We start from the raw sequence: 11,779 nt of genomic DNA on the forward strand, positions 1-11,779 counted from the left end.
GCTCAGGACTCTCCAAGCCAGAATGTATCCGGCATGTAGACGCCGAAATAGGCGGTCGGGTCGTAGCCGTAGAGCGCCTTGTCAGGCAGATTGCGCAGCCGCGAGGACACCAGAACCGGCTGATGCGTTCCGTTCACGGTGCCGATCGAAAACACCTGATCGGTGTAGATCGACAGCATTGAATTCCAGATTTCGGCACGCTCCGTGGCTTCGGTCGATGCCTTCCAGCGCTTGAGCAAAGCCATCAGCTCGACCACAGGCGGAAGATCGGGCGCCTCACCGACCTTGCCATGAGACAAGTGGTGAGCACCCCAGAGCGGCCATTGCAGCTGGTCGTCCATAGTTGGGGCCAACTGGTACGGGTTCATGTCGGCGGTCGGCACGCCATTGTCGATTCCCGACCACATCGACATCATGATCTGGCCGCCAAGCGCGCGGCTGCGGAAGATATCGCGCTGCGAAGTCCGGATGAACAGGGCGATCCCGATCTTGCGCCAGTGATCGGTGATGAGTTCGAGCGCGTCGGTTTCCAGCGTGCTTTCGCCGGCCGTTTCCACTATGATCTGCGCAGGGCGTCCATCGGGAAGTATCCGCATGCCTTCATCGTCACGCGTCTGAAGCCCGGCCTCGTCGAGCAGGGCATTGGCCTGGTCGGGATCATGGGCGACCCAGGCTTTCGCGAATTCCGGCCGGTAGAGCGGGCTCTCCGGCAGGACCGTATCGGCACTTTCCTGCCCCAGTCCGTAGAACACGGCCAAATTGATCTCGCGCCTATCCACAGCGAGCGAAAGGGCGCGGCGCACGCGAACGTCACGAAGAAGGCCACGCCACACCTGGTCGGCACAATTCAGATTGGGCAGCAGCGCCAGCCGCGAACCCTGTGTGCGTTTCCAGAGATGCATCTTCACCGGGTAGCGCTTCTCCGCATCCTTCAGGAAGGAGTAGTCGGTGAAGTCAATTCCCATGCTTTGCAGGTCGCTCTCGCCCGCACCGGTCTTGGCGGAAATGATCGCCGGCGAGCTGACATTCATGACAATCCGGTCAACATAGGGCATTTGCCGGCCATTCTCGTCTACTCGATGAAAGAACGGGTTGCGCTCGAAGACGAATTGCTCGGCCGGGGGCTTGGTCCGGTTCCGCCATGGATCGAGCGTCGGCAGTTCCGGGTTCTCCGGGCGATACTGCCGCGACATGCGGATATGCAGGAGCGTCCATTTCTTGGCCCGGTTCTCCTTCATCAGGCCGGCGAGCCGAAATGGATCCTGGTATTTCTTGTGGAACTGCTTGAGATAGGTGGCCGGCAGAACCAGCGATAGCGGCGAAGCAGCAGCAAGCTTGGGCAGGAAGTCGGGATTGGGCGCATCCCAACTATAGCGGACCGTCGACGGATCGACGATCTCGAAGCGTGGCGGCTTGGCGTTCGCCAGCAGGGCAGGGGCAAGCCCGCCTTGCGAAAGCTCATCGTTCAGCCAGACATCTTCCCAGCAATAGCGAAAATCCTCCGGCGTCAGCAGGCTACCGTCAGACCATTTATGGCCTTCCCGAATCTTGAAAGTGAAGACGCGATCATCCGCTACGTCGAAACTTTCGAGAATGTCGGCTTGCAAGTTGAGCTTTTCGTCATAGCCGACCAGGCGAGCATACCCGTAGATCGTCATCATCCGGATATCTTTCTGGCTGCCGATGATCGTGCGCAGCGTGCCGCCATACTGGCCGGGCTGCCGGCCCATCGCGGCGAGGTTCAACGCGCGCGGGCTCTTGGGCAAGCGTTCGGCGAGTGCCGGCAGCGCCTTGGCCTTCAGCTGCGGCTGAAGAAATTCCGGCTCCAGATCGCCGGCGCGCGACGTGCCCGGCAGAAATGCCGAAGCCATAAGTCCAAGGGCGGTGCGCCGGCTGATCAATGGCGTAACTCGCTGACATCGGCCGTACGCCGGGCCAGCACGAGGTGGCCGCCGCCAAGGTCGAGCGGCGACAGCATATCCTTGTCGCTCCCGTCGCGGAATTGCGGTCCCCATGCGCTGGTGTCGGAAGCGCCGTCGAGCTTCAGCGTTTTGAAGTCCATCGGCCTGTCGAGATCGGGGAAAGGTACTGCGGCGACCAGTGAGCGCGTGTAGGGGTGGACCGGTTTCCTAAGCAGAATTTCGCGCGGCGCGAGCTCGACGATACGGCCGCCGCACATCACCGCGATGCGGTCTGCCATGTAGTCCACCACCGCCAGGTTGTGGGATATGAACAGGTAGGTCAGGCCCAGTTCCTTCTGCAGGTCCTTCAGAAGGTTCAGGATCTGCGCCTGGACAGAGACATCGAGTGCCGAAACCGGCTCGTCGCAGATCAGGAGTTCAGGCCCCAGCGCCAACGCGCGCGCGATGCCGATACGCTGACGCTGCCCGCCGGAGAAACTGTGCGGATAACGCTTTATGAAGCGCGGATCGAGCCCGATTGCCTGCATCAGGCTCTTGACCGTGACGAGTCGGGACGCGGCATTGCCACGTTGATGGATTTCCAGCGGCTCGCTCAAGATGTTCTCCACCGTCATGCGAGGTGAAAGCGACGAAACCGGGTCCTGGAAGACCATCTGGATTTTCGCGCGCAGCATGCGCAGGGCGTCTCCCTCGGCTTCCAGGACGTCGATTGGACCATCGCTGCCGTTGAAGATCACAGAGCCGCCGCTTGGTGTGACAGCCCGCATGAGGATCTTGCTGACGGTGGTTTTGCCGGAGCCGCTTTCGCCGACAAGACCCAGACACTCACCCCGCCTGATATCGAAGCTCACACCGTCGACGGCGCGAACAGAGGTTTGATGATCTCCGCCGAACCATCCGGACTTGCGGATGGTGAAGGTCTTTGTCAGATCCCTGACCGACAGCAGGATGTCGTCCGGCCCCTTCGATGCCGGCGCCGTCTGCTTGCCGAGCAGGTTCCCGACATTCACCGGCACCTCGCGGAGCGCCTTTAGCCTTTCGCCAGGCTTCAGGTCGAAATGAGGAACGGCTGCCATCAGGCCCTTCAGGTAAGGGTGGCCTGGCCGGCGGAATATCGCCTCGACAGGTCCCGCTTCCATGATCTCGCCATGGTACATGACCACCACCTCGTCGGCGACATTGGCGACCACGCCAAGGTCGTGCGTGATCAGCAGCATCGCCATGTTCAGCTTGGCCTGAAGCCCGCGCAGCAATTGCAGGATTTGCGCCTGGATGGTGACGTCCAACGCCGTTGTCGGCTCGTCGGCGATCAACAGGGCGGGCCGGCAGATAAGCGCCATGGCGATCATGGCGCGTTGACGCAATCCTCCCGAAAGTTCAAAGGGATACATGTCATAGGCGCGCTTGGGGTTGGGAAAGCCGACAAGGTCGAGCATTTCCACGGCCCGCGCCTTGCGCTCCACCCGAGCCATGGGCGTATGAATCTGCAGGGATTCGCTGACCTGATTGCCGACCGTGTGCAGCGGCGACAGTGATGTCATCGGCTCCTGAAAGATCTTGCCGATGCGGCTGCCTCTCAACGCCCGGATTTCGGGTCCGTCACGCGGCATCTGCAGGATATCCTGCGTCGTGCCGGGCTTTTCAGGATCGGAAAACAGGATACGGCCGCGAACATGGGCTGTGTTTGGCAAAATGCCCATCACTGCCTGGCTGAGAACCGATTTTCCGGAACCGGACTCGCCTACAAGCGCAGTGACCTTGCCGGGCAAGACGCGAAGATTTGCACGTCTGACGGCATGCAACGGTCCGCCGATAATGGCAAAAGAGATGCCAACATCCTCGATCCGCAGCAGATCAACACCCGAATTCATTCTCACACCAGCCCCACTCTGGCAGCCCGCCGGGCGGCGGGCCCAGAAAGCGAGACTAACGCATTGGCAGCGCAGAGCAACTTGGATTCGAAATCGGTCGCCAGTTCCCTGGCGGAACCGGCGACCGGATTGCATCCGAAAGGCGTTCGGATCAGATCGTGGCGGTTACTGGAGCTTCCTCGGGTCGGCCGCCGACAGCCGCGCGGCATCGCGATGAAGCAGCATGACCTGCTCGGCGTCGGATATTCGGTCGTAAATCGGCTCCAGCGCACCGTCCTCATCGAGTGCGAGAGCACCCGACAGATCGGGTGAAAGCACCGTCAGCTTCTGCTTGATGCCCGCCAGTTCCTCGTTGCCGAGCGTCAGCCAGCTGATGGCGCCGCAATAGCTGGCGAAGTCTTTGCTGGCGAGAACGCTGTGCGAATATTTCTTGGTCAGGGTCTGGAGGCGCTGGACCTCGTTTACAGCCGAGCCGAAGACAGAGAATGTGAGCCGGTCTGTAAGCCCGACATTGCCGAACATCACATTGCCGACATGCAGGCCAATGCCAAAGTTTATGTCGCCCAATCCCTGCTCCTTTCTGCGCAGATTGAGATCCATCATGCGCGCGGTGGCCTTGTGCGCTGCTGCAAGAGCAGCCTGGCAGGCGATCTCGGACTGCGAGCGGTGCCTTTCGCAAGGGTAGACGGCAATGAAGCCATCCCCCAGGAAACTCATGATCTGCCCGCCTCTGCGATTGAAAGGTGCAGCAATGGCATCGAAAAACTGGTTCAGCGTATCGATGTAGATTTCGCGGCCGGAAGTTTCGGCAAGCCTTGTCGACCCGCGCATATCGGCCATGACCAGTGCGGCCCGGATTGTGTCGCCCTCGCCGCGCTTGATCTGGCCGTCCAGCACACGCCTGCCGGCGTCACCGCCGAGATAAGTGGTCATCATGTTGTCGGCCAGCTTGGTGAGCACCGCCATCTTCGTTGCGATAGCGAGATGATTCTGGATGCGCAGCAGCGCTGAAATCATGTTGTCGCTGAAGCCTGCAGCGCTGTCGGTGGACCAGGATCCCATCATGCCCTGACTGGTATTGCCGTTGAAGGGATGGACGAAAGCCATGTAATCGGTCACGCCCATAAGTCTGAGATCATCGAAAACAGGAAATTCCGACGGCATCGACGGGTCGAGCCGGCGCCGCAGATGGTCGAGCTTGTTGCTGAGCAGATGGTAGTATGGGCTGGTCAGGAATCTGTCAGAATGAACGCCGTCCTCTTTGCGGAAGCCTTCCACTTCCATGCCTTGGCCACGAAGCCAGGTGAAGCCAAGCGCGTCATAAAGCGGATGAAGCATCGAAAAGCTCAAATGCACCCGCTTCAGCGGCAGGCCGGCAGCAGCCAGCCGTTCACAAAAGCCCTTTACCAATGTTTCCAGGGCGTCGCCCGCCAGCGCCGATTGGGTCAGCCAATCGGCAACCTTATCCATGAGAATGGTGGAAATTTCTGCTTGCGCTGTGCTCATGCTATCTTGAGACCCGTCGAAGACGAGCCATTCTCCTTTGATCCGCCATAACACGCTCCGCTAACGACCCCAGAGACAAGACCCCCGAAATCAATGAAGCCGGCTTGGGGCAAAAGCCGGCGAAGGGGCATTATGTGGCGAGGCTGCCGGCGGAGTTCAATCACGATCCTGACATCCGGCAAAAAAACTCGCCAGCCCAGACGCCGTCAGGCCTTCACCACCGTCTCTCGGGCTAGCCCGAGGCGGCCAAAAACATTGCGTGTGTCGACGATCAGAAGAGCGTGATCAGCGATCGCCTGATAGTCGATCGCGTCGTGGTCGGTTGCAATGACGACAGCATCGAAATCCTTCAATTCCGCCTCGGTCAAGTCGACCGAGCGCCGCCCCTTGATCGCCATATGCTCCCGTGTGGCCGGGATCTCGGTAACATGCGGATCGTGGAATTCCGCCTTGCCGCCCCATTCCTCGATGAGTTCAATGAGCCGCAATGAGGGGCTCTCGCGGATGTCGGGCACATTCTTCTTGTAGGCGAGCCCGATGATGAGAATGCGCGAGCGGCTGAGCGCCTTGCCGCAGCGCTGGTCCAGCGCCTTCGCCAGTTCATCGACCACATGACGCGGCATGGCCGTGTTGATCTCTGCCGCCAGCTCGATGAAGCGGGTCGGCATTTCGTATTCGCGCGCCTTCCACGTCAGGTAGAAGGGATCGATCGGAACGCAGTGCCCGCCAAGCCCGGGGCCAGGATAGAAAGGCATGTAGCCGAAGGGCTTGCTCTTTGCCGCCTCGATCACCTCCCAGATGTCGATGCCCATCGCACCGAGCACGACCTTCAACTCGTTGACCAGGGCTATGTTGACGGAGCGGAAGATGTTTTCTGTCAGCTTGACCGCCTCGGCGGTCGCCGTGGTGGAAACCGGAACGATGGTCTTGACCACGCCCTGGTAGAAAGCCTGCACGAGTATCGCCGCTTCAATGCCGTCGCCTGCCACGACCTTGGGGATTGTCGCGACTTCAAAGCTGCGGTTGCCGGGATCCTCGCGTTCGGGCGAGAAACCGAGGAAGAAGTCTATCTTCGACTGCAAGCCGGTTTCTTCCAGTATCGGCTTGATCACGTCGTCGGTGGTGCCGGGATAGGTGGTCGATTCCAGCACGATCAGCTGGCCGAGACGCAGATGCTTCGCCACGGTGCCTGCCGTGTTCCTGACAAAGGAGAGGTCCGGCTCACGGTTTTTCGTCAGCGGTGTCGGAACGCAGATGATGATGACATCGCAGACGGCCAGTTCGGCAAAATCCGCAGTGCCGCGGAACCGTCCGCTTGCCACCTGGCCGGCAAGGGCCGTCGACGTCACCGCCTCAATGTAGGATTGGCCGTTGTTCAGGCTCTCGACCTTCTGGGCTTCGATGTCGAAGCCGGAAACCGGGAAGCCGGCGCGTGCGATCGCAACTGCCAGCGGCAACCCGACATAGCCCAGCCCGATCACACCGACTTGCGCGGTGCGCGTCGAAATCAGGTTCAGAAGACGGTCATATGTCGATCGTGAGGCGTCCAAAAATCTGCTTTCCGTCAATTCGGACAGGCCGTCCGCGCGCCCATGGCAAGGCTCACCTGGTTCCCCAAGAACCCCGAGGCATATTGCGGAAAATCGATTTCCGCAAGCTGCCGTCAGACCGGCACCTTCGCCTTCAGGCTTGCGGCGGCCATCGCATAGCCGCCGGCGGCGCCATCGATGAAATGAACGTGATCGCGCTGCAGCGGCGAGGCGACGAGGCATGTCATCAAGGCCGATTTCTGGCGGTGCAGGCCATAGTTGCAGATGCCCGCCTCTTCCGCCTGTTTCAGCCGGGTCTCGATCCGTTGCAACACATCCGCGTCGACGTCGATAGTCATCTTCAAGCCGTCGTCGAACTTCCGGAAATCCGAATTGCTGGCCACGTCGCGTTTGTAGATCTTCGGATCGAAGCTGCCGATCGTCCAGCCATATCTATCGGTGACAGCCGTAAGCGTCAGCTGGAACAATATCCACAGCTTCGACAGCCACCGCCATCCTGCCGGCGCCATGGCCCGCGCCTCGATATCGAGGCCGGCGGGCGAAAAACTGTAGGCCGGACCGTTTACCGGCAACGGGTGGCCATCGCGTTCCTGCCCCCCGGCAAGGGCGATGATGTCGGAAGCCAAAGACTGAAAACCGCGCAAGTCGCGCGACGGCCCCGGGATGGCTATGATCGAGACGATTTCGCCATGCCGGGCGTCGATCGGGTTCCAGCGGCAGGAGAGGCCGGTAAGATCCGGCCGTGTGCCGGCTGGCGCAGGATCGATGCGGTAGCGCCCCGCTTTCATCTCGGCTTCCGCCCAACTGCCGCCACCGCCCGCGAACATGGCATAGAAGACCGCTTCGGAGGCCCGGAACCTCGCCACGCGAACGTCGAGGCCTTGCGCTCTTATATCCTCTATCGGCACGATTGCGGCACGCAAGGTCAGGTCCAGTTCGTCCGCCACCCATCTCTGGACAGCCGCCAGCGCGTTGCGGGTGATCTCCAGCGCCGAGCCGGGAAACGCCACGAGCGCGCCGTCGCCGCCGAAGACAAAGGGAAGATCTCGCCGACCCAGTGCATTGAGCAGCGCCGAGATGACGCTGGCGCCGGCCATATTGACGGTTTTATAGCGCCCAGCGTCGATCGCCTTGGTCGAGCCGACGATGTCGGCGGTGGCCAGCGCCCAGCCATCCGGGAGAGGCCGATAGTTATCGATATCGGCAACGCTTTCGAACCTTGCGAAGACCGGCAAAGAAGCGACAAACGGATCGGACGCTGCAGCTGTTTCCATGAGCATCAGATACCACATTCCACTGCTTGAAAGTGAGTCGATCATGCTTCGAAATTGACTTGCGCAGGCTTTCCGATGATAGGGTCGGGCGATGCGAATTGCCTTCTACGCGCCGCTGAAGTCGCCCAATCATCCCGTTGCCTCCGGCGACCGCCAGATGGCACGGACGCTGGTCAAGGCGCTGGAGCATGCAGGGCATAGCGTCGAACTGGCGTCCGAATTGCGCTTCTATCTACGCGAACCAGTTCCGAAAATTTTCGATGCGCTCAAGATCGAGGCCCGAGAGGAAGCCGCGCGGCTGACAAGGCTTTGGGATCGTGACGGCAAGCCCGATCTCTGGTTCAGCTATCATCCCTATTACAAGGCGCCCGACCTGATCGGACCCGAGCTGGCGTCAGACTTTGCTATCCCCTGTGTGACAGCAGAAGCCTCCTATTCGAGGCGGCGCAACGCCGGTTTGTGGGCCGACACGCAGGCGTTGGTGGCGCGAGCCGTCGAACAGGCAGCGCTGAACATCTGCTTCACGCAAAGGGATCGTAAGGGACTGGCAGATGCGATTCCCGACGCCGCTCTCGGTATGCTCTCGCCCTTCATCGACACATCGGCATTCCGGGAAATGCCGACACGGGGTTGTCCGACGCGCCTCGTTACCGTCGCCATGATGCGCCCGGGCGACAAAGTCGAAAGCTATCGCATGCTGGCGCAGGCGCTCGGTCCGATCGGCCACCTGCCCTGGACCATGTCGGTCGTCGGGGATGGGCCTGCCCGTGACGAGGTCAAAGCGCAATTCGCCGGCTTGCCCGCCGACCGTATCGTATGGCTTGGCGCGATTGAGCCAGCCGCCGTGGCGGATGTCCTCTACAGTGGGGGAATTTACGTCTGGCCGGGTTACGGCGAGGCCTATGGCGTTGCCTATCTTGAAGCACAGGCCGCCGGCCTTCCGGTGGTGGCTCAGGACATCGCCGGCGTGCCGGAGGTCGTGCGGGATGGCCAGACCGGGTTTCTCACCCCGCCGGGCGATGTGGCGGCGTTCGCTTCTGCCATTGAAAGGCTTCTCGCCCGCAACGACGAAAGAACCATCATGGCCGCGGAAGCCAGACGTTTCATCCTCGAAGAACGCTCCCTCGGTGTTGCGGCGGCGCGTCTGGCCGAACTTCTTGCGAAGATCCCGGTCTCATGACATCCGATCGGATCTGGCAGCCCTTGGTGGAAGAACTGGCGTGCCGGCAACGGGCGGACCGAAAGGCAGAGTTCTGGCTGCGTGACGATGACGCCGTGGATCCGACGCCTGCGCTCGATCGGCTGCTCGACCTCACCGGTGAATTCGCGGTTCCGGTCACTCTTGCCGTCATTCCGGCCCTGACTGATGAGAAGCTTGTCGTCCGGCTTGACGAGGCGCCGCATGCCGCGGTCGCCATCCATGGCTGGGCGCACCGAAATCATGCGCCCGAGGACCAGAAAAAGCAGGAGCTCGGCGCGCATCGGCCACGCGAGGCGGTGCTCGATGATCTGGCTCGCGGGCTGTCGCACGTAACCGGCCTGCACGGCGCACGTGCCGTTCCGATGCTGGTGCCACCCTGGAACAGGATCGACGCCGGCTTGGTACCCAACCTTGGATCGATAGGATTTGCGGCATTGTCGGTCTATGGGCCGCCGAAGCCGGCTCCACTGGCGGTCATCAACAGCAATGTCGACATCATGGATTGGCATGGCACGCGCGGCTGCCGCGATCATGGCCTATTGGTTCAGGCTATTATCGCGCAATTGCAGCGTGCAATCGACGGCGGCGAACCGGTCGGCCTGCTCACCCACCATCTCGTACATGATGAATCGGCCTGGCTGTTCCTCGAACGGCTGTTCACAGTCACCGCACAGACTGAAGCCTGCGCATGGCTTCCGATCGGGACATTGATCGGGCGCAGCGCCGGTAGAGGAAATAGCTCAGCGCTTTTTGTGCAATGAGCCCGGAAATTTGAGCGTCTGGCCATCCCGAGCGGCAAAAGCGCCGGCAAACCTGTCTTTGGCCAGTTTCTCGATCTTGTCCAGTTCCTCGTCGGTGCGTGTCGGATCGTGGTGAAACAGCGCAAGCCGCCGCGCACCGGCCGCCTCACAGAGCTTGACGCCCTGTTGCCAGGTCGAATGCCCGTTACCGCGGCGGCGTTCCATTTCCTGGTCGGTGTAGGTGCAATCGTAAATGACGAGGTCGGCATCTTCGATCAGGGCGAGCACCGCCTGATCGAGTTTGTCCGGCTCGTGCTCAGTGTCTGTGATCACCGCCACGACCCGGCCGCCCCATTCGACCCGGTAGCCTATGCAGCCGCCCGGATGGATAAGACTGCCGGTTCGGACCACCACCCCTTCGCGCGGGCGAAGCACGTCTCCGGATACGAAATCGCGGCAGTCGAGGCTTGCCTTGCAGATCTCCAGTTTCACCGGAAACCACGGCGGCCGCATGAACTCATCGACCATCTGCCGGGTCGTCATGCGTCCTGCAAGATGCCCGGACCAAAGCGTAAGCTTGACGCTCCGGTCATAGATCGGCGCAAAAAACGGCAGCCCGATGATGTGATCGTAATGGCAATGGGTGAAAAGCAGGTCGAAATCGGTCACGCCTGACGCCCGAAGTGCGGCGCCGGCAGGCCGTAGGCCAGAGCCCGCGTCGAACAGAAGCGTATGCTTGCCGCATCGCATCTCAATGCAGCTCGTGTTGCCGCCATAGCGAGAGAATTCTGGCCCCGATACCGGAGTGCTGCCGCGCACGCCCCAAAACCTGACCAGGAAAACTTCGTAGTCCATGCTACCCCTTCCCAGTCCCCGTCGCCCATCGTAGCCAAACAACTGCTGCTAGGCGAGACAGGTTTTCTCCGGGGTAACCTTCTCAGCAAGAGGCCAGTGCCATCGCGACGGCGAGGATCGAGCGCACGTCATCCGTTATTTGGTGCTTCGTGCATCGATCAGATCCGCGGTCGTATGGCTTAGGCGATCGGCAAGAACCCGCAATATCTCGATGGTCATTTCCGGGAACTCCCTCATAAGCCTCAGGAAATGATCCTTGCGGATCCTCAAGACTTCCAGCGGACTTGCCGCTCTGACGGTGGCGGTGCGAGAGCTGTTGCACAATATGGCGATCTCGCCAACAATCGAATTTGGCTCCAGTTCGGCAACTTTTATCGGTCCGCTGTCGGAATCGACCAGAATATCCGCCCTGCCTGAAAGGATGACATAGGCGGCGTCTCCCTCGTCGCCCTGCCGGAAAAGGATCTGGCCGGCGCTGTAGCTCACACGATCGGATGTGAACGCAAGCAGCTTGAGCTTTGTCGGGTCGATGGCAGAGAACAAGGGAACGCGTTGCAGCATTGCAACTTCATCCTTGAGCAGCATTGTCGCAAACCTTCCCAAAATTCGCGTTTGCCAGACTAGAGCAATGGACGCCCAGATGGAATGAATTCTGTTTCCGGGATGGCGAGACGAACCGCGCGAAAGGTGGCGAGCCCGATGTCGTGCGATCGGGCGATGCCGCCTGGCAATGGCGTCCGCCAACCGGAAACTCGAAGAGCCGGATGAATCTGCGGCAAACCCTTCGGGTTTCGGCGGGATGTGGCCTCGCTACGCCCGTCGTCGAATCCCTTGACCTTGCAGTAAATTCCCACCGGCAG

The 11,779-nt window shown here is 60.8% G+C and carries 9 protein-coding genes; 2 read left to right on the forward strand and 7 right to left on the reverse strand.

Annotated elements, in window-relative coordinates; all coding sequences use genetic code 11:
- Positions 1–2 precede the first annotated feature (2 nt).
- From AC0L2R_RS06685 to AC0L2R_RS06705, 5 genes are all read right to left on the reverse strand, one after another.
- Positions 3–1,901, reverse strand: coding sequence for an ABC transporter substrate-binding protein (locus AC0L2R_RS06685; RefSeq protein ID WP_473508183.1), 1,899 nt, complete (start codon positions 1,899–1,901; stop codon positions 3–5).
- Positions 1,898–3,793 carry an ABC transporter ATP-binding protein gene (locus AC0L2R_RS06690; protein ID WP_473508184.1) on the reverse strand — a complete coding sequence of 632 codons (1,896 nt, stop codon included), beginning with the start codon at positions 3,791–3,793 and terminating at the stop codon, positions 1,898–1,900. Before AC0L2R_RS06690 ends, AC0L2R_RS06685 begins: the two co-directional genes overlap by 4 nt.
- 165 nt (positions 3,794–3,958) lie before the next feature.
- Entirely contained in the window at positions 3,959–5,299 is a 1,341-nt protein-coding gene (locus tag AC0L2R_RS06695) for an adenylate/guanylate cyclase domain-containing protein (RefSeq protein WP_473508185.1), read from the reverse strand.
- 206 nt (positions 5,300–5,505) lie between these two features.
- On the reverse strand, positions 5,506–6,849 hold the full coding sequence (locus AC0L2R_RS06700) for a nucleotide sugar dehydrogenase (protein WP_473508186.1): 1,344 nt from the start codon (positions 6,847–6,849) through the stop codon (positions 5,506–5,508).
- A gap of 113 nt (positions 6,850–6,962) precedes the next feature.
- Positions 6,963–8,141: a DUF3095 domain-containing protein gene (locus AC0L2R_RS06705; RefSeq protein WP_473508187.1), complete on the reverse strand. Its 1,179-nt coding sequence runs from the start codon at positions 8,139–8,141 to the stop codon at positions 6,963–6,965.
- A 73-nt stretch (positions 8,142–8,214) separates the two neighbouring features.
- Between AC0L2R_RS06705 and AC0L2R_RS06710 the strand changes: the two genes are divergently transcribed.
- Positions 8,215–9,303, forward strand: a complete 1,089-nt coding sequence (locus tag AC0L2R_RS06710; protein WP_473508188.1) for a glycosyltransferase family 4 protein — start codon at positions 8,215–8,217, stop codon at positions 9,301–9,303.
- Complete coding sequence (locus tag AC0L2R_RS06715) at positions 9,300–10,085, forward strand: polysaccharide deacetylase family protein (RefSeq protein ID WP_473490991.1); 786 nt, start codon at positions 9,300–9,302, stop codon at positions 10,083–10,085. Before AC0L2R_RS06710 ends, AC0L2R_RS06715 begins: the two co-directional genes overlap by 4 nt.
- Here the strand turns inward: AC0L2R_RS06715 and AC0L2R_RS06720 are convergent.
- Positions 10,065–10,919, reverse strand: a complete 855-nt coding sequence (locus tag AC0L2R_RS06720) for an MBL fold metallo-hydrolase (protein ID WP_473508189.1) — start codon at positions 10,917–10,919, stop codon at positions 10,065–10,067. The two genes, AC0L2R_RS06715 and AC0L2R_RS06720, sit on opposite strands and share 21 nt — an antisense overlap.
- 135 nt (positions 10,920–11,054) lie before the next feature.
- Positions 11,055–11,504, reverse strand: a complete 450-nt coding sequence (locus tag AC0L2R_RS06725) for a cyclic nucleotide-binding domain-containing protein (protein ID WP_091594718.1) — start codon at positions 11,502–11,504, stop codon at positions 11,055–11,057.
- Between the last annotated feature and the right edge of the window lie 275 nt (positions 11,505–11,779).

It is taken from the genome of Mesorhizobium sp. WSM4820 (assembly GCF_055811075.1).

Excerpts from the sequence above, each read along its gene's own strand:
- AC0L2R_RS06690 (WP_473508184.1), bottom strand. The coding sequence starts at position 3,793 with ATGAATTCGGGTGTTGATCTGCTGCGGATCGAGGATGTTGGCATCTCT.
- AC0L2R_RS06715 (WP_473490991.1), top strand. The coding sequence starts at position 9,300 with ATGACATCCGATCGGATCTGGCAGCCCTTGGTGGAAGAACTGGCGTGC.
- AC0L2R_RS06720 (WP_473508189.1), bottom strand. The coding sequence starts at position 10,919 with ATGGACTACGAAGTTTTCCTGGTCAGGTTTTGGGGCGTGCGCGGCAGC.
- AC0L2R_RS06725 (WP_091594718.1), bottom strand. The coding sequence starts at position 11,504 with ATGCTGCTCAAGGATGAAGTTGCAATGCTGCAACGCGTTCCCTTGTTC.
- AC0L2R_RS06695 (WP_473508185.1), bottom strand. The coding sequence starts at position 5,299 with ATGAGCACAGCGCAAGCAGAAATTTCCACCATTCTCATGGATAAGGTT.
- AC0L2R_RS06710 (WP_473508188.1), top strand. The coding sequence starts at position 8,215 with ATGCGAATTGCCTTCTACGCGCCGCTGAAGTCGCCCAATCATCCCGTT.
- AC0L2R_RS06705 (WP_473508187.1), bottom strand. The coding sequence starts at position 8,141 with ATGTGGTATCTGATGCTCATGGAAACAGCTGCAGCGTCCGATCCGTTT.